This is a genomic window from Pseudomonas sp. WC2401, assembly GCF_041200115.1.
Lineage (GTDB): Bacteria > Pseudomonadota > Gammaproteobacteria > Pseudomonadales > Pseudomonadaceae > Aquipseudomonas > Aquipseudomonas fragi.
Genome location: NZ_CP165623.1, coordinates 2,844,456 through 2,867,264, shown reverse-complemented (window position 1 = coordinate 2,867,264; position 22,809 = coordinate 2,844,456). Strand labels below are relative to the sequence as shown.

The 22,809-nt window shown below is 63.8% G+C and carries 19 protein-coding genes; 13 read left to right on the top strand and 6 right to left on the bottom strand.

Features of this window, described 5'->3' with window-relative positions; translation table 11 throughout:
* Positions 1 to 305 precede the first annotated feature (305 nt).
* From AB3G35_RS13125 to AB3G35_RS13075, 11 genes are all read left to right on the top strand, one after another.
* Positions 306 to 659, top strand: a complete 354-nt coding sequence (locus tag AB3G35_RS13125; RefSeq protein WP_016780596.1) for a hypothetical protein — start codon at positions 306 to 308, stop codon at positions 657 to 659.
* Positions 660 to 696: 37 nt separating this feature from the next.
* Entirely contained in the window at positions 697 to 1,443 is a 747-nt protein-coding gene (locus tag AB3G35_RS13120) for an amidohydrolase family protein (protein ID WP_095041084.1), read from the top strand.
* Between the two features lie 356 nt (positions 1,444 to 1,799).
* Positions 1,800 to 2,759, top strand: a complete 960-nt coding sequence (locus tag AB3G35_RS13115) for a MoxR family ATPase (protein ID WP_016780594.1) — start codon at positions 1,800 to 1,802, stop codon at positions 2,757 to 2,759.
* A 3-nt stretch (positions 2,760 to 2,762) separates the two neighbouring features.
* Positions 2,763 to 3,707, top strand: coding sequence for a DUF58 domain-containing protein (locus AB3G35_RS13110; protein WP_016780593.1), 945 nt, complete (start codon positions 2,763 to 2,765; stop codon positions 3,705 to 3,707).
* The gene (locus tag AB3G35_RS13105) at positions 3,704 to 4,198 is read left to right on the top strand and encodes a DUF4381 domain-containing protein (protein WP_016780592.1); all 495 of its coding nucleotides are present in this window, start codon (positions 3,704 to 3,706) and stop codon (positions 4,196 to 4,198) included. Before AB3G35_RS13110 ends, AB3G35_RS13105 begins: the two co-directional genes overlap by 4 nt.
* A complete protein-coding gene (locus AB3G35_RS13100) occupies positions 4,191 to 5,267 on the top strand; it encodes a VWA domain-containing protein (protein WP_088377171.1) in 1,077 nt (358 codons plus the stop codon). The genes AB3G35_RS13105 and AB3G35_RS13100 overlap by 8 nt, the downstream gene beginning before the upstream one ends.
* The gene (locus AB3G35_RS13095; protein WP_369781580.1) at positions 5,264 to 6,997 is read left to right on the top strand and encodes a VWA domain-containing protein; all 1,734 of its coding nucleotides are present in this window, start codon (positions 5,264 to 5,266) and stop codon (positions 6,995 to 6,997) included. Before AB3G35_RS13100 ends, AB3G35_RS13095 begins: the two co-directional genes overlap by 4 nt.
* On the top strand, positions 6,994 to 8,628 hold the full coding sequence (locus AB3G35_RS13090; RefSeq protein WP_169868136.1) for a BatD family protein: 1,635 nt from the start codon (positions 6,994 to 6,996) through the stop codon (positions 8,626 to 8,628). The genes AB3G35_RS13095 and AB3G35_RS13090 overlap by 4 nt, the downstream gene beginning before the upstream one ends.
* 66 nt (positions 8,629 to 8,694) lie before the next feature.
* Positions 8,695 to 9,936: an exonuclease SbcCD subunit D C-terminal domain-containing protein gene (locus tag AB3G35_RS13085; protein ID WP_106116590.1), complete on the top strand. Its 1,242-nt coding sequence runs from the start codon at positions 8,695 to 8,697 to the stop codon at positions 9,934 to 9,936.
* On the top strand, positions 9,933 to 13,574 hold the full coding sequence (locus AB3G35_RS13080; RefSeq protein WP_369781579.1) for an AAA family ATPase: 3,642 nt from the start codon (positions 9,933 to 9,935) through the stop codon (positions 13,572 to 13,574). The genes AB3G35_RS13085 and AB3G35_RS13080 overlap by 4 nt, the downstream gene beginning before the upstream one ends.
* Positions 13,571 to 14,158, top strand: a complete 588-nt coding sequence (locus tag AB3G35_RS13075; protein ID WP_340079725.1) for a glutathione S-transferase — start codon at positions 13,571 to 13,573, stop codon at positions 14,156 to 14,158. The genes AB3G35_RS13080 and AB3G35_RS13075 overlap by 4 nt, the downstream gene beginning before the upstream one ends.
* Before the next feature lie 116 nt (positions 14,159 to 14,274).
* Here the strand turns inward: AB3G35_RS13075 and AB3G35_RS13070 are convergent, their stop codons facing one another.
* A complete protein-coding gene (locus tag AB3G35_RS13070; RefSeq protein WP_086796458.1) occupies positions 14,275 to 14,814 on the bottom strand; it encodes a cytochrome b in 540 nt (179 codons plus the stop codon).
* Entirely contained in the window at positions 14,811 to 15,893 is a 1,083-nt protein-coding gene (locus AB3G35_RS13065) for a catalase family peroxidase (protein ID WP_369781578.1), read from the bottom strand. Before AB3G35_RS13065 ends, AB3G35_RS13070 begins: the two co-directional genes overlap by 4 nt.
* A 162-nt stretch (positions 15,894 to 16,055) precedes the next feature.
* Between AB3G35_RS13065 and AB3G35_RS13060 the strand changes: the two genes are divergently transcribed.
* A complete protein-coding gene (locus AB3G35_RS13060) occupies positions 16,056 to 16,562 on the top strand; it encodes a sigma-70 family RNA polymerase sigma factor (protein ID WP_340079727.1) in 507 nt (168 codons plus the stop codon).
* Positions 16,559 to 17,293 (top strand): anti-sigma factor, encoded by a 735-nt coding sequence (locus AB3G35_RS13055; protein ID WP_324708019.1) that lies wholly within the window; start codon positions 16,559 to 16,561, stop codon positions 17,291 to 17,293. The genes AB3G35_RS13060 and AB3G35_RS13055 overlap by 4 nt, the downstream gene beginning before the upstream one ends.
* A 179-nt stretch (positions 17,294 to 17,472) precedes the next feature.
* Here AB3G35_RS13055 and AB3G35_RS13050 read toward each other — a convergent pair whose 3' ends face one another.
* From AB3G35_RS13050 to AB3G35_RS13035, 4 genes are all read right to left on the bottom strand, one after another.
* Entirely contained in the window at positions 17,473 to 17,646 is a 174-nt protein-coding gene (locus AB3G35_RS13050) for a hypothetical protein (protein WP_169844423.1), read from the bottom strand.
* 141 nt (positions 17,647 to 17,787) lie between these two features.
* Positions 17,788 to 18,960, bottom strand: coding sequence for a lactonase family protein (locus AB3G35_RS13045; RefSeq protein ID WP_029611368.1), 1,173 nt, complete (start codon positions 18,958 to 18,960; stop codon positions 17,788 to 17,790).
* Positions 18,950 to 19,249, bottom strand: a complete 300-nt coding sequence (locus AB3G35_RS13040; protein ID WP_086796434.1) for a DUF5629 family protein — start codon at positions 19,247 to 19,249, stop codon at positions 18,950 to 18,952. Before AB3G35_RS13040 ends, AB3G35_RS13045 begins: the two co-directional genes overlap by 11 nt.
* 105 nt (positions 19,250 to 19,354) lie before the next feature.
* Positions 19,355 to 22,786 carry a hemagglutinin repeat-containing protein gene (locus tag AB3G35_RS13035; protein WP_369781577.1) on the bottom strand — a complete coding sequence of 1,144 codons (3,432 nt, stop codon included), beginning with the start codon at positions 22,784 to 22,786 and terminating at the stop codon, positions 19,355 to 19,357.
* Positions 22,787 to 22,809: the final 23 nt, after the last annotated feature.

The following is a 22,809-nucleotide window of genomic DNA, read 5'->3' as shown; positions in this document are numbered from 1 at the left end:
CCGGATAAACAGGCTGTGCCTTTACGGATAACAATCACCGCGCAGCTTAACGATTGCGCTGTACGGCCTGCTTACGGTGCGGCGACATATTCGGTCATCGGGACGCAACCGCCCGGGTTGTCATAGAACAACCCTAGCAGTGGCAAGCGAAAAAACTTCATAAAAGCACCTTAGTTTCCGTAGTCAGTATCGGAAATGACTGACCATTTGCCCTGGTGTTCCATTCAAACCTGCACAAATCGGCTCAGGCTGGCAAAATTGCTCCCTGATCGACCCATTCGCGCCCAGAGCGCCAGGAATTAACTATGCAAATGACCACCGACCACCTGCTCGCCAACCCGTGCGACGACGAAGAAGACAATATGGCGATGCTGTGTTGCCACACCAATACGGGCGAGATGTTCCTGATGACCCGCTACCCGGACGAGGACGAGCTGGAAATCACCCTGGAAGACGAGCCTTCGACCCTGGACGGCATCAAGGTGACCCTGAGCCCTACCCGCCTGCTGATTGAAATCGGCGCGGGCGATACGGATGTGCTCAAGGGCGATGACCACCTGGAAATCCTGCACAGCACCGCCGCCGCAGACCTGGCTGAAGTTGAACTGACCCTGCAGAATATCCTCAAGGGCACCGGCACCTACGTCAGCGAACTGTAACAAGCCCGCGCCTGCCCCCATGCAAAGGTATGCACCCATGCCCCCGATCTTCGATGCCCACTGCCATATCATCGACAGTGCTTACCCGTTGATTGCCAACAACGGCTATGTGCCCGAGTTTTTCAGTGCCGATGATTACCTGACCCGGGTCACACCCTTGGGGGTCGTTGGCGGCGCGGTGGTATCGGGCTCTTTCCAGGGCTATGACCAAAGCTACCTGATCGCGGCACTCAAACGCCTGGGGCCGGAGTTTGTGGGCGTGACCCAGTTGCCCGCCAGTGTCACCGATGCCGAACTGGCAAGCCTGCATGGCCACGGCGTGCGGGCCCTGCGTTTCAATCTCAAACGCGGCGGTTCCGGGCAGCTTGACCAGCTCGAATCATTGGCCATGCGCGTGCATGAGCAAGTGGGCTGGCATGCAGAGCTGTATATCGACTCGCGAGAGCTGGCGGGGCTTGAGCAGCGGTTGCGGCGCCTGCCTGCGCTGAGCATCGATCATCTGGGCCTGAGCCAGGACGGCCTGCCCAGCCTGCTGCGCCTGGCGGAGCACGGTGTACGGATCAAGGCCTGCGGCTTTGGCCGGGTTGATTTCGCCGTAGCGCCCGTGCTGCAACAGATCCACGGCATCAACCCCGATGTGCTGATGTTTGGCACCGACCTGCCCTCGACTCGCGCGCCACGGGCATTTGAGGACAGTGATATCAACCTGCTGGTTGAGGCATTGGGGGAGGAAGGTGCGCACAAAGCTTTATGGCAGAACGCCCGGACGTTCTACGGCCTGTAATTGCAACCGCTCTAAACCGTAGCAGCTGCCGTAGGAACGAGGCTGCGTCCGGCGGCGAAGCCGTCGTAAATCCTGAGAACCAGGTTTAACTGACACACCGCTGTGCCTGGTCTTACGACGGCTTCGCCGCCGGACGCAGCCTCGTTCCTTCGGCAGCTGCTACGCAACATCCCCTCCTTTTTATCCGCCATACCCCATGCAGATGAGCACCATTCTCAACAACACGGCTCATTTCAGTTTTTTCCGTAAAAAGCCCCACCGCTATTAGTCCGCAAGGCCTCCAATGGATTAAAGTAACGCCCCCAGCCCCGACGTAATTCTTGCGCCGCCGGTGTCCTTTTCAGGAACAGTATTCGATGGAACATCGTGAAGCGCTGCTAGCGCTGCGAACCTTTCTTTCAACCCAGATCCTCGGTCAGGAAAAGTTGATCGACCGCCTGCTGATCGCGTTGCTTGCCGACGGTCACATGCTGGTCGAAGGCGCCCCCGGGCTGGCCAAGACCAAGGCCATCAAGGAACTGGCGGAAGGCATTGAAGCGCAGTTCCATCGAATCCAGTTCACCCCCGACCTGCTGCCCGCCGACATCACCGGCACCGAGATCTATCGCCCGGAAACCGGCAGTTTCGTGTTTCAACAAGGGCCGATCTTTCATAACCTGGTGCTGGCGGATGAAATCAACCGTGCCCCGGCCAAGGTGCAATCGGCGCTGCTCGAAGCCATGGCCGAACGCCAGGTCAGCGTCGGGCGCAGCACCTACGAGCTGTCGCCGCTGTTTTTGGTGATGGCCACGCAAAACCCCATCGAGCAGGAAGGCACCTACCCACTGCCCGAGGCCCAGCTCGACCGCTTTCTGATGCATGTAAAAATCGGCTTCCCGGACGCCGCCGTCGAGCGCCGCATCCTGCAGCAGGCCCGTGGCGAGGCCCTCAATGGCGAAACCAAGCCCGAGCGCCGGGTCAGCCAGCAGGCCATCTTCGCCGCACGCAAGGAGATCCTTGGCCTGTACATGGCCGATGCGGTGGAGGAGTACCTGGTGCAACTGGTGATGGCCACCCGCACTCCGGGCAAGTTCGACCCGGAAATGGCCGAATGGATCGCCTACGGCGCCAGCCCGCGTGGCTCGATTGCCCTGGACCGCTGCGCACGCGCCCATGCCTGGCTGGCCGGGCGTGACTTTGTCAGCCCCGAAGACATCCAGGCCGTGTTGTTTGACGTGCTGCGCCACCGCATCATCCTGTCGTTCGAAGCCGAAGCCGCCGGTATCGACCAGGACCGCGTGGTGCAGCGCATCCTCGACGTCGTTGCCGTTGCCTGACCGATGAACACCCCCCTGCCCGCCGAGCCCGGTATCCGCATCACCCTGGCGCAACTCATCGAGATGCGTCACCGGGTGCGCGAGGTGCAGCTGTTTTCTTCGCCCAGCCAGCGCAGCCCGCTGGTGGGCCTGCATCACTCCAAGCTGCGCGGGCGCGGGGTCGACTTCGACCAGGTACGGGTCTATCAGGCCGGCGACGATGTGCGCACCATCGACTGGCGCGTCACCGCCCGCACCCAGGAACCTCATACCAAGATGTTCCATGAGGAGCGCGAGCGGCCGATCTTTATCCTCGCCGAACAAAGCCGCCGGCTGTTTTTCGGTTCGGGGCTGATGTTCAAGTCGGTGCTCGCCGCCCAGGCCGCCAGCCTGATCGGCTGGGCCGCGCTGGGCCATAACGACCGTGTCGGCGGGTTGGTGTTTGGCGACCATGAACACTATGAAATCAAGCCTCGGCGCAGCAAACAAAGCCTGCTGCAACTGCTCAACCGCCTGGTGCGGGTCAACCAGTCCCTGCACACCGAGGTGCAATCGGACCGCGACGCCCTGGGCATGGCCCTGATCCGCGCCCGCGAAGTGTTGCGCCCCGGCAGCCTGGTGATCGTGATCTGCGATGAGCGCGCCCTCACGGACGCCGCCGAACAGCAACTGAGCCTGCTGTCGCGCCATTGCGACCTGATGTTGCTGCCGTTGTCCGACCCCCTCGACCATGCCTTGCCCGCCGCCGGGCTGCTGCGCTTTGCCGAGCGCGGTGCGCAGCTGGAGCTGGACACCCTCAACTATGATCTGCGCCAGGCCTACCGGGCCCAGGCCGAGGCCCGTATTGCACGCTGGGAACTGTTGGCGCAAAAATTACGGGTGTTGCTCATGCCGCTGAGCACGCAAAGCGAAATGGTCGAACAGCTGCGCGAATACCTCAACGCCAAACGCCCTGGCAAAGCCTCATGAAAGAACTCGAACAACTGCAACCGCTGATCACCCCGCCCGCGGTCGGCCTGTGGCCGCCAGCGCCGGGCTGGTGGCTGCTGCTGATCGTGCTGCCTGCGCTGGGCTGGGGCCTGTGGTGGCTGCGCCGCTACCTGCCCGCCAAGCGCCAGCCGGCTCGTGCCGAACAACCGCTGGACCCGGTGCGCCTGGCCGCCCTGGAAGAACTGGCGCGTTTTCCCAAGCCCTACGACGGCGCGCCCGCCGGCGCCTGGCTGCAGCAACTCAACGGCCTGCTCAAGCGCCTGTGCCGCAACCACTACCCCTACAGCCAGAGCCACACCCTCAATGGCCGCAAGTGGCTGGCGTTCCTCGACAACCGCTGCCCGGCTGCCGGCCTGACCCGCTGGATGGTACTGGTCGAAGGCGCCTACAAGCCCGAGTGCAAGCTCGACGACAAGGCCATCGCCGGGCTCAATCAGGCGGTTGAAACCTGGATTCGCAAGCATGTTTGAATTTGCCTGGCCGTGGCTCTTCGCCCTGCTGCCCCTGCCCTGGCTGATGCGCCTGGTGCTGCCGCCTGCCGACAGCGGTGAGGCGGCGCTGCAGGTCAGTTTTCTCAGTGACCTCGAACAGCTGGCCCGGCGCAAGGCCCGCACCACCCTGCCTTCCTGGCGCCAGCAAATCCCCTTTGTGCTGCTCTGGCTGCTGTTGTTGAGCGCCGCCGCCCGCCCGCAATGGCTGGGCGAGCCGCTGCCGATTGCCGCCAGTGGCCGTGACTTGCTGGTGGCGGTGGATGTGTCGGGGTCGATGGACTACCCCGACATGCAATGGCAGGGCGAAGATGTCACCCGCCTGGACCTGGTGAAGAACCTGCTCGGCGAGTTTCTGGAAAACCGCGAAGGCGACCGCGTCGGCCTGATCCTGTTCGGCAGCCAGGCCTATCTGCAGGCCCCCCTGACCTTCGACCGCCACACCGTACACACCTGGCTCGACGAAGCGCGTATCGGCATCGCCGGCAAGAACACCGCCATTGGCGACGCTATTGGCCTGGCCCTCAAGCGCCTGCGCCAGCGTCCGGCGCAGAGCCGGGTGCTGATCCTGATTACCGATGGCGCCAACAACGGCGGGCAGATCGACCCGCTGACCGCCGCCCGCCTGGCCGCTGAAGAGGGGGTCAAGATCTACCCGATCGGTATCGGCGCCGACCCTGAGGAAAGCAGCAGCAAGGGCATGTTCACCATCAACCCCGGGGTCGACCTTGACGAGCCGGCACTCGAAGAGATCGCCAAGGTCACCGGTGGCCGCTACTTCCGCGCCCGCAACGGCGGCGAACTGGCGGCCATCAAGGACACCCTCGACCAACTGGAACCCGTGGCCCAGCAACCAACCCAGGCGCGCCCGGCACAGGCACTCTACAGCTGGCCGCTGGCTGCGGCGCTGTTGCTCAGCGTGCTGCTGGTGATCCGCGAGCTGTGGCCCAACAACCGCGTGCAACGCTGGCTGAGCAAGGAGCATTTTCTGCAACAACACCCTGACTGGCGGGCGCGACTCAAGCGCCTGCGTCTGCGCAGGCGCCGATGAGCATGCTCTGGCCGCACTGGTTGCGCCCCGAATGGCTGCTGGCCCTGCCCCTGCTCGGCTGGCTGCTGTGGCAACGCTGGCACCGGGAAAAACGTGCTGGCCGCTGGCAAAAAATCCTGCCCGTGGCCTTTCATCGGGTGTTGCTCAGCGGCGGCACTGGCCGCAGCAGCAAATTGCCGTGGATCGCCCTCGGGCTTGGCTGGCTGCTGGCCCTGCTGGCATTGCTCGGCCCCAGCTGGCAACGTGTTGAGCAGGCCACGCAAAAGCCCGAAGACCCGCTGGTGGTGATGCTCGAACTGACCCCCGAAATGCTCGCCACCGACAGCTCGCCCAACCGCCTGGAGCAGGCACGGCGCAAGCTCTACGACTTGCTGCAAAATCGCAGCGACGCGCAAACCGCGGTGATCGTCTACGCCGGCAGTGCCCACACCCTGGTGCCGCTGTCTGATGACATGGGCACCAGCCGCAACCTGCTCGAAGCCCTCAAGCCGTCGATCATGCCGCAGCCGGGGCATCGCGCCGACCTGGCCATCGACAAGGCCCTGACGCTGCTGGACCAGGGCGCACTGGGCCAGGGCCGCCTGCTGCTGATCACCTCATCGCTCAGCGAACAGGAACGCAGCGGCATCCGCCAGGCCTTGCAGGGCCACGCCCCGCAATTGCTGATCCTGGGCATTGGCAGCCGCGAGGGCGCGCCGGTGGTCGATGAAAGCGGGCAGTTCCTCAAGGACGATCAGGGTGCCATTCTCCTGCCGCGCCTTGACAGCCCGAGCCTGCGCGCCTTTGCCCTGGATGTGGGCGGCCGCTATCGCCAGGCGCGCCTGGATGACAACGACCTGCGTGGCCTGGGCTTGCTCGACGGCCCGCGCCACCTGCGCGATGACGGCCAGCCCCTGCAACTGGACAGCTGGGCCGACCAGGGTTACTGGCTGTTGCTGCCGCTTCTGCTGCTGGTGGCCTGCGCAGGCCGCCGTGGCTGGCTGTTCTGCCTGCCCCTGGTGTTTATCCTGCAACCGCAGCCAGCCCAGGCCATGAGCTTTACCGACCTGTGGCTGCGCCCCGACCAACAGGGCCTGCGCCTGCTGCAGCAAAACAAGCCGCTGCTGGCCGTGGAGCACTTCAGCGACCCGCTCTGGCAAGGTGTGGCCCTGTACCGCGCGGGCGACTATGCCGGCGCAGCCCAGCGTTTTGCCGAGGTCAACAGCGCCAGCGCCCACTATAATCGCGGCAATGCCCTGGCCATGAATGGCGAACTGGAGGCGGCCATCGACGCCTGGGAGCAAGCACTGGAGCTGCAACCGGAGCTTGAGGCCGCCGCGCAAAACAAAGCCCTGGTTGAAAAACTGCTGGAGCAGCAACGCGCCGCAGCCCAAAGCGAGCAGCCCGCCGAGCCACCTGCGCCTGCCGAGTCTGAAACCCCGCTCAGCTCCAGCGCCCAGAGCTCCGCCAGCAGCACCACGCACAATAATGAAGAGCACAGCTCGGCCAGCAACCCCGCCACCGAGCCTGTGCCCGACGAGCAGCTCGACCCCGAACCCGTCCCGCACGCCGATGGCGAACCTGGCGACGAGCAGACCACGCGGGCACCTGTACCCACCGCCAACCAGACCGCAGAAGAACAACGCCAGGCCCTTGAACAATGGCTCAGACAGATCCCCGACAACCCCGGCGAATTGTTGCGGCGCAAATTCTGGTACGAACAGCAGCTCCATCAGGACACGCCCAAATGAACCGCCTCTGTGTTTTGCTTCTTTTGCTGTGTTGCTGGACCTTGCCGGCGCACGCCCTGGGCCTGGTCGCCAGCGTTGACCGCGACCAGCTCAACTCCGGGGAAACCGTTGAACTGACCCTGGAATCCGACGACGTCACCCAGTTCGGCAAACCCGACCTGGCGCCGCTGGACGGCCTGTTTGAAGTGCGCGGCACCCGCCAGGTCAACCAGCTCAACAGCCTCAGCGACGACAACAAGGGCACCACGCGCTGGATGATCACCCTGCAACCCAAACAGACCGGCACGGTGATCATCCCGTCGCTGCAAGTCGGCGACTACCACAGCCAGCCGATCACCCTCACCGTGACCCAGAGCGTGGCCAGCGACAACGCACTGGCCCCGGTATTTATCGAAGCCAGCCTCGACCAGCCCAGTGTTTATGTGCAGGCCCAGGCCTTGCTGACCCTGCGCATCTACCACTCCGTGGCGCTGTACGACGACAGCAGCCTGACCACCCTGCACCTGGACGACGCCATCGTCGAGCAACTGGGCGAGTCGCGCACCTATGAAAAGTTGATCAATGGTGTGCGCCACGGTGTGATCGAGCGCCGCTACGGCATTTACCCGCAGCGCAGCGGCGAGCTGATCATCCCGGCGCAAACCTTCAGCGCCACCCAGGTTGACAGCCAGCAAGCCAGCGCCCCGGCCCCCCTTGGGCCAAAACCGGGCAAGATGGTGCATGTGACGTCCGCCGAGATACCGTTGAGCGTCTTGCCCAAACCCGACACCTGGCCGGCCAATGCCCCCTGGTTGCCGGCGCGCAGCCTGAGCCTGAGCGAAACCTGGAACCCCGAGCCTGACCACACCATGGTCGGGGAGTCCCTGACCCGCACCCTGACCCTCAAGGCCGAAGGCCTGTCCAGCGCCCAGTTGCCGCCCCTGCCCGCCACCGACGTCAACGGCCTGCGGCGCTACCCCGACTTGCCGCAATTGAGCAACCAGGTCACCGAAAATGGCCTGATCGGCAGCCGCGAGGAGCGTGAAGCCCTGGTGCCGACCCGGGTCGGGCAAATCGAACTGCCCGCCGTCGAAGTGGTGTGGTGGAACACCCACGAAGACCATCTGGAGCACACCTACCTGCCGGCCCGTACCCTGCTGGCAGCGGCCAACCCCAACCAGGCCGTGGACACCCCCGCCAGCGGTACGCCGACGGCATTCAACGAAGCGTCATCGCTGTGGCTCTGGCAGCTCAGCACCCTGCTGCTCGCCTGTACCACCCTGGCGAGCCTGGCCCTGTGGTGGCGTGCGCGCTGGCAACCGGCGATCTCGCGTGCCGCGCAAACCGGGCCAAGCCCGCGCAGCTTGCTCGACGACCTCAAGCGCGCCAGCCTGGCCAACGACCCCCAGGCCACCCGCCAGGCCCTGGACGCCTGGGCGCGGCAACAGCCGGAAACCCTGGCCGACATGGCGGCGCGCTTTGTGCCGCTGTCCGATGCCCTCGACGGCCTCAATGGCGCGCTCTACAGCGAAACCGGCCAGTACTGGCAAGGCGAGGAACTGTGGAAAGCCATTCGCAGCATTCCTGCCACCGAGCGTGAGCAAGACGCCGCCAGCGAACCCAGCAGCCTGCCGCCGCTCTACCCCAAATAATTGCCCAGGCAACCCGTGCCCGCCTGAGCGAGCGGGTTGCCAGCCCATTTTCAAACGGATCCTGTTATGCGCCTGTTTCACACTTCCGACTGGCACCTGGGGCAAAACCTCCACGGCCAGGACCGCGACTTCGAGCACGCCTGTTTTCTCACCTGGCTGCTGGCCCAACTGGGCAGCGAGCAACCCGATGTGCTACTGATTGCCGGGGACATCTTCGACACCGTCAACCCGCCGGTGAAGGCCCAGGAGCGGCTCTACGACTTTATCGTCAGCGCCCACGAACAACAGCCCAAACTGACCATCGTGATGATCGCCGGCAACCACGACTCCGGCTCGCGGATCGAACTGCCCGGGCCTTTGATGCGCCGTTTGCGCACCCATGCCCTGGGCCGGGTATTGTGGCTTGACGACGGCCAGCTCGATGCCGAACGCCTGCTCATCCCCCTGCCCGACGCCAAGGGCAAGATTGCCGCCTGGTGCCTGGCGCTGCCGTTTTTGCGCCCGGCCGAAGTCACCGGCGCGCACCTGGGGGATGACTACCTGCGCGGTATCGGCCAGGTCCATGAGTGGCTGATCGAGGCCGCCAATGCCAAGCGCAAGAAGGGCCAGGCGCTGATTGCCATCAGCCACGCCCATATGGCCGGTGGCTCTGTCAGCGAAGATTCCGAACGCAGCCTGATTATCGGCAATGCCGAGGCCCTGCCCGCCAGCCTGTTTGGCCCCGATATCAGCTACGTCGCCCTGGGCCATTTGCACAAGCCGCAGCGGGTCAATGGCGAAGAACGCATCCGCTATTGCGGCTCGCCGATCCCGTTGTCCTTCTCGGAAATCGGCTACCAGCACCAGATCCTCGATGTCACCCTCAAGGGCGAAACCCTGGTCAGCGTTGAATCGCGCCTGATCCCCCGCGCAGTCAACCTGCAGCGCATCGGCCCGCTGCCCCTGGCCGACGTGCTTGCGCAACTGGCTGAACTGGCGGATATCGACCTGCTTGCCGACCTGCAGCGCCAGCCCTGGCTGGAGGTGCGAGTCAAGCTCGATGAGCCGCAGCCTGACCTGCGCCAGCAGATCGAAACCGCCTTGCAGGGTAAATCCGTGCGCCTGGTCCGCATTGGCGCCGAATACGCCGGCAGCGCCGGCCGCGACGATGACGACGGCACGCGCCTGATCGAACTCGACCAGCTCAGCCCCCAGGAGCTGTTCAGCCGCGCCTGGCAGGAAAACTACGGCAGCGAAGCCGACGAACAGACCCTCAAGGACTTTGCCGTGCTGCTGCAGGAAGTCCAGCAGGAAGGTGAACAGCCATGAAAATCCTCGCCATCCGCCTGAAAAACCTCGCCTCCCTGGCCGGCCCCTTCGAGCTGGACTTTACCGCCGAGCCCCTGGCCAGCGCCGGGCTGTTCGCCATCACCGGCCCCACTGGCGCCGGCAAAAGCACCCTGCTCGACGCCCTGTGCCTGGCCCTGTTTGGCGCCGTGCCACGGCTGAACAACACCGGGCGCGATGCCAAGGTGCCGGATGCTGACGGCGAGATTGCCACCGGCGACCCGCGCACCCTGCTGCGCCGTGGCACCGGTGAGGGCTATGCCGAAGTCGACTTTGTCGGCATCGACGGGCGCCGCTACCGCGCCCGCTGGGAAGCCAACCGCGCCCGCGAAAAGGCCACCGGCAAACTGCAGGCCAGCCGCCAGAGCCTGCGTGACCTGGACAGCGACCAACTGCTGGCCAGCCAGAAAGGGGATTACAAGGTCCAGCTCGAAGCGCGCCTGGGCTTGAACTTCGAACAGTTCACCCGTGCCGTGATGCTGGCCCAGAGCGAGTTCAGCGCCTTTCTCAAAGCCGATGACAACGAACGCAGCGAACTGCTGGAGAAACTCACCGACACCGCCCTCTACACCCGCCTGGGCAAGCGCGCATTCGACAAGGCCAAGGAAGCCAAGGACGCGCACAAGCTGCTGCAGGACCAGGCAGTCGGCGTCACCCCGCTGGAGCCCGAGGCCCGTGCCGAACTGGATCAGCGCTTCACCCAGGCGCAGCAGCAATTAAAAGACCAGCAAGGCCAGCTCAAGCAGCTGGAACAACAACACAGCTGGCTCAAGACCCTGAACGAGCTGCAAGAACAACGACAGCGTGCAGCCGACCAGTTGCAGCAGGCCCAAGCCCTGTACGACAGCCAGGCCGAACAGCGCCAGACCCTGCATCTGCTGGAGCAACTGGCGCCGCAGCGCCATCAGTTCGCCCGCCTCGCCGAACTCAATGGGCAACTGAGCCCGCTGGCAGAGCAGATCAACGGGTATTTGCAGCAACAAACCGAACTGGGCCAGCACCAGGCCCAGCTGGAAGCCGAACTGCACCAGGCCAAACTGGCGGCCACCCAGGCGCAGGCCGAGCAACGGGAAGCGGCACCGCGGGTGCAGCAAGCCCTGCTGGAGCAGGCCAACCTCGCGCGCCTGACCCAAACCCTCAACACCCAGCAAGCCCTGCAGCAACAGGCCGAGCAGGCCTGCAACCAGGGGCAGCAGGCCCTCAACGCCCTGCTCGAGCGCCAGCAACAAGGCAGCCAACGCCTTGCGCACATTGCCGCGCAGCTTGAACGCAGCAGCGAACTGGCCCCCCTGGCCAGCGCCTGGGATGCCTACCGGCCAAGGCTTCAGCAACTGGTGCGGCTAAGCAATAACCTCAGCACCGGGCGCAAGGAACTGCCCGGCCTTGAGCAGCGTGCTCAACAGGCTGCGCAACAACTCACCGAACTGCGCAACAGCCTGGAAATCCTGTTTCAGGAAGCCGGCGCCGAACCCCATGCGGTCAACGAACAGATCCAGACCCTGGGCAGCCTGCTCAACGACAACCGCCAGCAACAGCGCGCCTTTGAAGACTTACAGCGTTTGTGCAGCAGCCAGCAGGCCCTCGATACGCGCCTGCAGGAGCTGCAAGCCAAGCAACACAGCGTGCAGCAGGAACGCGAGCGCCTGAGCCAGCAAGGCATTCAGGCCAAGGCCGAACTTGAGAAGGCCGAGCAAACTTTGCAGGTCACCCGCCAACTGCTGGAGCGCCAGCGCCTGGCCCGCAGTGCCAGCGTCGAAGAACTGCGCGGGCAGTTGCAGGATGACCAGCCCTGCCCGGTGTGCGGCAGTGCCGAGCACCCCTATCATCAGCCCGAAGCCTTGCTGCACAGCCTCAGCCGTCACGATGAACAGGAAGAGACCAATGCCCGCGCAGTGGTCGACGGGCTCAAGGAAACCCTGGCCCAGTTGCGGGAAAAAGTCGGCGGCCTGATCGCCCAGCAAAAAGAGTTTTTGCAGCAGCAGGAGCGTATCCATCAAGAGCAACAGGCCCTGGCCCCGAGCCTTGAAGCCCACCCGCTGTACCCACAATGGCTGGCCCAGGCGCCGGACAAGCGCGAGCCGTGGCTGGCCCTGCGCCTGAGCCAGCTGCAACACAGCATTACCCAGGACGAGCAACGCCAGAACGCGCTGCTGGCCCTGCAAAAGGAAGCGGCCCACCTGCAACAGCAAGTGCAGCGCTGCACCGAAGCCAGCACACTTGCCAGCCAACAGCTGAGCGAGCAGCAAGCCCATCTTAATGCCGACAGCCAGCGCCTTGAGGACGAACTCACCGCGTTTGCCAACCTCTTGCCCGCGGCCACCCTCACGGCCCTGCGCGATAACGCCTCGGCCTGCTTTATGGCCCTCGACCAGCAAGTGGCTGAGCGCGTGGCCCAACTCGACCAGCAGCGCGACGAACAGGCCGAACAGCTGGAGCGAACCAGCAGCATCGAGCGTGAGCAGTACCAGCAAGCCAGCCGCCGCAAGGAACTGGAGGCCCTGCAAAGCTCGCTTGGCGAACTGAGCGCACAGCACCAGGCCAGCCAGCACACCCTCAAGCAGTTACTGGGCGACTACCCCAGCGCCGAACACTGGCAGCAGGTCCTAGAGCATGCGCTCGAACACACGCGTACAGCCCAGGCCCGGGCCGAGCAAGCCCTGCAAGCCTGCGCCAACCAGCAGCTGCAACTGGCTGCCGAACTCAAGGCCGGGCAAGCTCGCCTGCAAGCCCTGCAACAGGAACACGGCAACCTCAGCGCCCTGCTCCAACATTGGCGCGCGCAACACGGCGAGCTTGATGATCAGCGCTTGCAACAGCTGCTGGCTCAGGATGACGAACAGGTCCGCGAACTGCGCCTGCAGCTGCAACACAGTGAAAAAGCGGTCGAACAGGGCCGTGTACTGCTGCAAGAGCGCGAAGAGCGCCTGGCCCGGCATCAAGCGCAGGCCAACGGCAACCTGGACGCCGAAGCCCTCGACAGTGCCCTTGTGGCATTGCACGCACAGCTGGCGGCCAGCGAGCAACTGTGTGCCGAATTGCGCGCCCAGCAAAGCGAAGACCAGCGCCGCCAGCAGGCCAATCAAGCCCTGAGCCAACGCATCAGCCAGGCCTATGATCAATGGCAGCGCTGGGCGCGCCTCAGTGAACTGATCGGTTCGGGCACCGGCGACAAATTCCGCAAAATCGCCCAGGCCTACAACCTCGACCTGCTGGTACATCACGCCAACGCGCAACTGCGCCAGCTGGTCCGTCGCTACCGCCTCAAGCGCGGCGGCAGCATGCTGGGCCTGCTGGTGATGGACACCGAAATGGGCGACGAACTGCGCTCGGTGCATTCACTGTCGGGGGGCGAAACTTTCCTGGTATCGCTGGCCCTGGCCCTGGGGCTGGCGTCGATGGCCTCCAGCACCCTGAAAATCGAATCGCTGTTTATCGACGAGGGCTTTGGCAGCCTTGACCCCGAGTCGCTGCAACTGGCGATGGATGCCCTGGACGGCTTGCAGGCCCAAGGGCGCAAGGTCGGGGTGATTTCCCATGTGCAGGAAATGCACGAGCGTATTCCGGTGCAAATCCAGGTGCAGCGCCAGGGCAACGGTTTGAGCACCGTGGAGGTGAAATGAACGCACACGTACTGTATTCCTTCCGCCGCTGCCCCTATGCCATGCGAGCGCGCATGGCCTTGCGTTACAGCGGCGTGCCGCTGTCTATCGTCGAGGTCAGCCTCAAGGCCAAACCGGCCGAAATGCTCGCTGCCTCGCCCAAGGGCACGGTGCCGGTGCTGGTGTGTGCTGATGGTCGGGTGATCGAGCAAAGCCTGGAGATCATGCACTGGGCATTGCGCCAACATGACCCGGACAACTGGTTGCAAGCAGATCACGCAGGGCTGATCGAGGCGAATGACAGCGTCTTCAAGGTGCTGCTGGACCGCTACAAATATGCCATCCGCTACCCGGAGCAGCCGATGGAGCACTACCGGGCACAGGGTGTCGGGTATTTGCAGCGGCTGGAAGATTTGCTGGCGCATACGCCTTACCTTGCGGGGCCTGCGCTGAGCTTGGTGGATGTGGCCCTGGCGCCGTTTGTGCGGCAGTTTGCCCATGTTGATCGCGAGTGGTTTGCGCAAGCGCCGTTGCCGCATTTGAATGCCTGGCTGGAGCGGTTTTTGGCGTCGGCGCTGTTTGGCTCGGTGATGGAAAAAACCTGAACCCACTCACTCCCCCTGTAGGAGCGGGCTTGCTCGCGATGCAAGCGCTACGGTCTGTCCGGCCAACCGTGGTGATGCCATCGCGAGCAAGCCCGCTCCCACAATGAGCCTTTAGCTCAGTCCTTGCCGCGCACCATGCTCTGCAGCACCCCGTCGCGCCTGACCCAGCCATGAAACAGCGCCGCCGCCAGATGCGCCAGCACGGTAAAAAACAACAAATACGCCAAATAGGTATGCGCCCTGCGCAAAAAGGCAAACGTCGTCGCATTGGCAGGCAAAATCCCCGGCAACTGCCATGAACTGCCCAACATCACCGGATCCCCCGCCGCCGAAATCATCGCCCACCCCACCAGCGGCAATATAAACATCAAGGCATACAGCAACACATGCGACAGCTTCGCCGCCAGCACCTGCACCGCAGGCAAATCCGCCGGCAACGGCGGCTGACGAGTCGCAAAACGCACAAACAAACGCACCACCACCAGCAACAAAATGGCGATCCCCAACGGCTTGTGCAAACCCAGCAGCCACTCATGGCGCTGCGACACCGAAGCCGCCATGCCCGCGCCAATAAACAGCATGGCAATAATCATCAGCGCCATCAGCCAGTGCAGCAGGCGCGCCAGCGGGGCGAAATGCGAAGTGGGGGCGCTCATGGTTGTGGCTCCTTGGGTAGCTGGTCAACTTCACGGGTACGCCGTACATAGGAACTGGCATAGGCCGCCGAACGCGCCGCCAGCAACGGATCAGCCGAGCCCTCGATGCCACTGGGCAAAATCAGCGGGTCGTAATTGATATCGCGGCATTCGCCGTCGTTTTGCGCCTGGGCCTTTTCCAGCACCAAAGTCCCCGCGTTCACCACCTGCCGCCCCGCAGGCCAGGCCTGGCTGGCATCATTGATCGGGTCACCCGCCGCGGCCAATGTCAGGTTGAGCTGCCATTTCAACGGCCCTTGCGCCAGACGCTTTTCCAGGTCCCGCTGCAGATAATCGGCATCGCCGGGCGCCACAGTACCCGGTGCATCCTGCCCCAACGGCACCACTCCCCAGCGCACCGCCTGACGTTGCCCGGCGGCGTTGACCAGATAAAACGCATTGATCCCGTTATAGTTTTCAGTGGCATAACTGGCCGACGGTTTTGCCGTCTTGACCCACTGCAAAAACGCCGCCGTTTCAGGGGGCGCCGCAAAAAACGCAGGCATCGCCCCGGGTGCAGGCTTGCCCGTGGCCGCTTCTGGCGCACCGGCTTGCAGCATCTGGTAGAACGCCTCGGGCGTGCCCACCGGGAACACCGGCATGCTGTTCATCCCGGTGCGCCACTGCTGACCGTTGGCCTGGGTAAAACGCAGGGCAAAACTGCGGATCGGCACGCTGCTGTCAGGCGCATAAGGGTTGCCACTGGGCAAGGCAAACCGTCCGACCACCGGCGTGCGCTGGGTGCCGAACACTTGGGCCACGGACAAGCCCTGCGCCGCACCACTGCCCTGGAAATACCCCACCACGCACACGCCCTTGGCATGATTGCGCCGGTAACCGGGGTAAACGCCGTTGTTGTGCTCCAGTGCATTGACCAACTTGGCGGGCCTCAACCGCTGGGGGGCCAGCGTGCCATTGACGTAGTAAAAACCGCCCAGGACAACCGCCACCACCGCGCCAATCGCCGCCAGGCGCAGCATTACGCTGGCAGGGCTCAACGGGGGTTGTTCGGGCCGCACAGGCGGTAATTGATCGACCATAAAAAACTCCGGGGCCACAAGACCGTGAGGTGAATGGCCTATAAGACGCACGCCCCTGGGGTCTATTCCCGCCTCGCGGAAGATTGTTTTTTTGCACACCTGCGGGAATAAGGTTTATTCATAAGCGTCTGCATTGCACCCACCCAGCCAATTGGCCCGACCATGACCTCACTTGATGAGCAACTGCGCGAACTGATCCCGCGCCTGCGCCGGTTTGCGCTGTCGCTGACCCGTCATGCCAGCAATGCCGATGACCTGGTGCAAACCTGCCTGGAGCGCGCCCTGGGCAGCGTTGCCGAGAAACGCCCCGAGGGCGACTTGCGCGCCTGGCTGTTTACCATCCTGTACCGCCAGTTTGTCGACCAACACCGCCGTTCCCGGCGCTATGCGCGCATGCTGGAGTTTTTTACCGGCCGCGATGACACCCAGCCCTCCACCGAGCGCACGGTGCTTGCGCAATCGACCCTCGAAGCCTTTGAACAGTTGAACAGCGAACAACGCGCCCTGCTGCTCTGGGTGTCGGTTGAAGGCTTGAGCTACAAGCAAGTCGCCGAAATCCTTGATGTGCCCATCGGCACCGTCATGTCGCGCCTGTCCAGGGCGCGTACTGCCTTTCGCCAACTCAGCGAGGGCGAAATCACCCGCCCGGCCCTGCGGAGACTCAAATGATCACCACCCCGCCCAGTGAGCACGACCTTCACGCTTACGTCGATCACGCACTCAGCGCCGCCGAACGCCAGGAAATCGAGCGGTATCTGCAGGCCAACCCGCTAATCGCCGCGCAGGTCGAGGCCTGGCAGCGCGACGCGCAAAACCTGCGCAGCGCACTGCATCAAGGCTTGCTGCAAGCTGCCAACCCGGCCCTCGATCCTGCGGCCATACGCCAGCGCCAGCGCCGCCAGGCACGCCGCCATTGGGCCAGTGCAGCGGTATTGCTGTTGGCCGTGGGCATCGGTGGCATAGGCGGCTGGCAGGCCAGGCAAATGACCCAGGCAGGCAGCAGCTTGCCCATGAGCGACGCACTGGCGGCCCATCGCATGTTTGCCGAAAAAGGATTTTTGCCCGCGGACTATCACGTTGCCCAGGGCAGTGAGATGCAGGGCTGGCTTGACCGTTATTTCAGCCGTGCCGAACGCTTGCCGGACTTGACCGGCGCAGGCTTCCAGCCGGTCAGCAGTCGCTTGCTGAGCACCGACCAGGGCGGTGCGGCGATGGTGCTGTACCAGGACCGGCAAGGTCGGCAGATCAGCTTCTATATCCGCCCACCTGGTCCGCACAACAGCCTGCTGCCACGGGGTAGCCGCCAGGATGGAGAGTTGCAGGCCCAGTACTGGTCGGGCCCTGGCTACAACTACGCCGTGGTCGGCCCGGCCGGGCTGCTGGAAACGGTGGGGCTGTGAACGGTGCGGCACATTCCCTGTAGCCGCTGTCGAGCGGAGCGAGGCTGCGACCGGCGGCGAAGCCGTCGTAAAATCAGGCGCTTCAGTGTGTCAGACAAGTTGAGTGCTCAGGTTTCGCGACGGCTTCGCCGCCGGTCGCAGCCTCGCTCCGCTCGACAGCGGCTACGGATAATGTGCTCTCAAGAGCGGGTTTTATGATCCAGCGCCGCATAAAAATTGGCGCTTTGTTGCAGGTATTTTTGCGTGTAGGACGCGGATTTCTTGTCGCTCACCACGGTGCTTGCACTGGCAGGCAGGGCCACGGTGGCGGAGATGGCGGAAGCCGCAATAACGGAGAAAAGATTGAAGTTCATGGCACTAACCCTCGACGATTCAGTTGGCTTGCTTGCCTTTTCAGGCCGTGAAACCAACTTAACGCCAAGGGTCATCGTGCAGAAATTCATTGCAGCACTAGCGTCTATCAGTGCGATTGATACAAGGCTGCATGCCCATGATTACGGGCGGTTGATGAATTTCACATCAGACGGTGCATCCATCGCCAGGGTCTGTACGGTCTTGCCCAGCTTGCCGGTTGCCGGGTCGCGCTCCAGCACCACGATGGCATTGCTCATCTGGTTGGCAATCAGCAGGAACTTGCCGTTGGGGCTCAGGGCAAATTCACGCGGGTGATCGCCATCCACCGAGCGACGCTGGATTTCACTCAGCTCACCATTGTCCGGGTTGATCGCAAACACCAGGATTTCATTGGCCTTGCCACGGTTGCTGACATACAGGAACTTGCCGTCCGCCGAGGCATGCACCGCACCCGCCGCGCGGTTTTGCGCCGGCATGCCCTTGGCCAGCTCCAGCGCCTGGCGCTGCTTGAGGCGACCATTGTCATAGTCGAACACAAACACCTGGGCACTCATTTCCGTGGTCAGGTACGCATGCTTGCCGTCCTTGGAAAACAGCAGGTGACGCGGCCCGCTGCCTGGCGGCAGTTCAATGAAGGCAGGCTCGGCCGCCACCAGCGGATGCTCCGGGTTGGCAGCCGGGTCGTAGCGGTAGACAAATACTTTGTCCGCCCCCAGGTCACTGGCGTAGACAAACTTGCCGTCCGGCGAGGACACCACCGAATGCACATGGGCCGACATCTGCCGCTCGGGGTTGACCTTGCTGGCCGGGTGGCTGCTCATCTGCGTCACCGGCTGCAACTGGCCTTCGGCATTGATCGGCAATACCGCCAGGCTGCCGCCCGGGTCGGCGTGTACGCCGTAGTTGGCAACAAACAGGTAACGCTCGTCGGCACTGAGGCTGGAATGGGTCGGCTCTTCACCCAGGGTCTTGACCTGGTTGATCAGGGTCAGCGCGTTGGTTTTCGGGTCAATCGCCACGCTGCTGGCACGCCCCACCACGTCGGCTTGGCCCTTGCCGTTTTCATTGACCACAAACAGGCGGGTCTGGTCCCTGGACAGGGTCAGCCACGAAGGGTTGGCGGCCTTGAATACTTGCAGCGGCTCGGGGGCAATGCGGCCCTTGTCGCTGTCAAACTGCAGGCGGTAGATGCCCTGGCTCTTGCCCTGGGTGTAGGAACCCACCAGCAGCTCCACTTCATTGCGCGATTCGGCCTGGGCCGACATGGCGCCCACGCTCAACGCCATCAGCATCGGCAGGTTTTTAAACTTCATCCGTCACCTCGGTGTCATCGTCATCGTTGTTTGCGCTCAGGGCGCTGAGGCAAACCAGGCGATGCTCACCCGAGTCGCCGGTCAGGGTCCAGCTTTGCAGGCCCTGGTCAAATACCGCCGCGTCAATCTGCGGCGCGGTGAAGTGCCAGCGTTTTTCAGCACGCCCGTCCATGCACTTGATGAGCAATTGCACATCGTCCAGAGAAAAATCCCAGGCATGCAGCCCGTCAATCACCAGCATATCGCTGGTTTCAAGGGCTGTGCGCAAGGTCTGGTTTGAATCGCTCATTAATCAATCACCTGTTGGAAAGGCGTAATGATAGGTTAAATCCGCGGTGCAACCCATAAGCGCGACACGTGAATGCACGCTTATGGGTGCAGCCTGCTGCCTCTTTTAGTTTATCGGTTGATCAATGCCCGCCTGTAACCGCTGAGGTTCATCGCCCTTGAGCACCTCACCGTCAACAGTGGCACCTGCCAGTTGCAGGCGCCCCTGGCCCTGCACGGAGGCAATCCGGGCCTCACTGCCCTGCTCGCTCTGGTACTGGATCTGCGGTTTCAGCTCGCCGCCCGGGGTGAAACCACCGTCCTTGGCGGTTTCCAGCTTCAGCGATGCCGTGGCTCCCAGGGTGCTTGAGCTGCCGCTGTGGCTGTCCGTGGCCTGGTTGAGCGCCAGCGTGCCGCCCGCCTTGAGACTGACATCGCCGGCACCGCCGTCAAACTCGCCACCGGCGTAGCGGGCATCGTTGCGCGTCTGGATACTCACGCCCTGGCTGCCAGCGTAGCGCCCTACCTGAGCGCTGCTGCGGGTCTCCTCGGCTCGCTGGTACTTGCCGGCGCCATTGGCGCGCAGGTTCACGTCCTCACCGGTGGTGGTGTAAACACGCAGGCCGAGCCGGGCCTCAACCCACTGCTCGCTGCTCTGGTGGCTGTCGCTGGCAGCAATGGCGTTGTGGCTGGCGGCCTTGATGTTCAATGCGCCGTCGCCGGCACGGTAGCGCGTGCCTTCATCCTGCAGTGCACCGCGAACATTGAGCTGTACCGCGCCAGCGTTGAGCTGGCTGACAACCGCCGTGCTGTCCTGCCGGGTTTGCTGCTTGGCGTTATAGCCCACCAGCCCGTCGAGCCCCACACCGGCCAGCTCGATCCCCTTGAGCCATTCGCCCTCGGGCAGCTTGCCCTGGCCCAGGCCCTTGACGACTTTTTCCAGCGGCCGGCTCAGGCCCTTGATCTCGGCACTGACTCCAAGCCCGGCCTGCCAGCCTTGCTCGCTGTGGCTGGTGCTGTCAGTCGTGTGGGCAGCCTGGTTATCGACCCGGCCGGCCTCCACCCGCAACTGCTTGCCCGCTTCGATTTGGGTGCCCTGGTTGACCAGTGCATCCGCCGCCTGCAACAGCACACTGTGCGTGGCCGTGACGCCGGTGGGCCTGGCGGTGCTCTGGTTGCGACTGTCCTGCTGGTGCTGGCGCTGGTACTCAAGGCCACTGCTGACCTTGTCCAGGCTGGCAGTCCAGACCACACCACCGGCATTGACCAGGGTGTCAGTGCGGCTGTCTGCCGTGTCGTGGGCTGCCAGCAGGTCGATATGCTGACCGCTGAGGCGCACATCGCCGGCAGTGGCCGCGAGGTCGGAGCCCTTGACGCTGAGGTCGCCCCCTGCGCTCACGGCCAGATTCGCGCCACTGACGCTCGCGCCCTGCTGCTGGCGATTGTCGCTGATGCGCTGTTGCTGTTGATCCTTCAAGCCCACAGCCAGCCGATACTCATGGCTGCCGGGTGTGGTCTCGCCGGCCCCGGCCGTAAAGCCGCGCGAGTGGGTGCGGGTGTCGTCCTGCACGCTGCTTTCGCCAGCCACCAGGTGGATATCGCCCTTGGCTGCCAGCGTGTTCTGCCCGTTGGCCGACACCCGCGAGCCGCTGACGGTGATGTCCCCGGCGCTTTGCAGTTCAAGATTGCTGTCCGAATGCAGGTCGCTGGCGACCAGGTTGCTGTCACTGCGCACCTGATGACGCTCGTCGTTGATCAGCGAGAAGAACTTGCTGTCCTTGTCATGCGTGTTGCTGCGCAAGGTGTCCTGCACGCCGTCGATCACCAGCGCGCCGCTGTCGCTGATCACGCTGGCCTGGGTGCCGCCACGCACCTGGCTGGCGCTGACATGCACCGAGTCGGCCTGGACAATCAGCTTGCCGTCGGCATTCACCCGGCTACCCGTATGCAGGGTCTGGCCCTGGTCAGCATCACCCTGGCGGCCGAAAAAGCTGCCGCCCACCAGGTCGCCGGAGTAATGGTTGCCGCTGCTGCTCTGGCTGCGGCTGGCACTGCCGATCGCCACATCCCGCGCCTTGAGACGGATATCCCCGGGGCTTGTCAGTTCGGCGCCTGCCAGCTGCAGCGTGTCACGGCTGGTCAGTTCCAGGCCCTTGCCCGCCTTGAGGCTGCTGGTAACACTGCGCTCATCGTGGCGGCTGTTGTCCCAGTTCTCCTTCCACAGGTGTTTGCGATGGCTGCCCTGATCGCGGGTTTCATGGGTCTCGGTGGCAGCCGTCAAGCGCAGGCTGGCGCCGCTGTCGATGCGCAACTGATCGCCCGCCTCGACACTGCTGGCCTTGACCAGGGTGTCGCCCGCCGAAGACAGCCGCGCATCGTGCCGGGCCTCGACCCGGGTGCCATGCTGGCGCGAGTCGCGATCACGGGTGGTGCGGTCAAAGGTCTCGTAGGTCACGAACAGGGCCTTGTTCTGCCATTGTTCGTGTTTCTCCTGCAGGGCCGTGCTTTCCAGGCTGCTCAGGGTCAGGTTGCGACCGGCATCAAGGCGCACGTTGCCGCCGCTGATATCGGCCCCGGCCAGGCTCAAGTCACGAGCACTGTGCAGTTCGACATCGCCCTGATGGCTCTGCACCACGGCGCGGCTGGCGTCCAGGCTGTTGGCGTGGACCTGGCCGCTGACCACCAGATCACCGGCCGAACTGACACTGACCCCCTCGGTGCCCGACACTTGCCCCGGGCCGATATGCACACCCGCGCCCTCGGCGGTGCTGACGATATTGATGCGCCCGGCTTTCATCGCGCCGAACAGGCTGGCGTCGATACGCGCAGGGCCGGCATCTGACGACGGATAAACCTTGCTCACCTGGCCGCTGGCCGCGTCGACGCGATTGCGCCCCACCACCAGATCCAAGCGGTCACGCGCAGTGACAGGCCCCTGGCTATCGATCTGCGGGGCGATCAGCCTGATGGCCCCGTCCGGGTTGCTCAGGCCACCGCCCTGCACCTGCAGCTGCCCACGCGCCGCACCGCTGTCCAGGGCTTGCAAGGTGCCATTGGCCACGTCAGGGCGGCCCACCACCAGGCTGGCATTGCCAGCATTGATAAAACCACCCCCATTGACCGAAATCCCGTTGGGGTTGGCCAATACATAATCGGCCTGGCGCCCGAACACCTCCTGGCGGCCGTTGAGGGCCGAGGCCTTGGTGCCGACCACTTCATTAAGGATCACGCTGGCGGCCTGGCCGTGAAACTGCGGGTTGCCCGCCAGTTGCCCGGCCAGCTGGGACTGACCAGCCTGCAAGGCATTGTTGAGCACCGCACCCTGGCGATCGACGTTGTAATCGAGGAACTGATTGTGTGACAGCCCCCCGGCATTGGGCGCCACGATATTGACGATCGGCACCCCGCCCTGGTTGAGCAGCTGCGCCGTGCCACCCGGGCCGTCGGCCACGGTAATACCATTGGCCAGCGCCCAGTGCGGTAGTACGCACAAGCCGGCAATGGCCCAGCGCAATTGCCCCTGGGCAGACAGATGAAAGCGTTTTTTTCGAGTCGACATAAAAGTCTTCCTTTGCGTGAGTA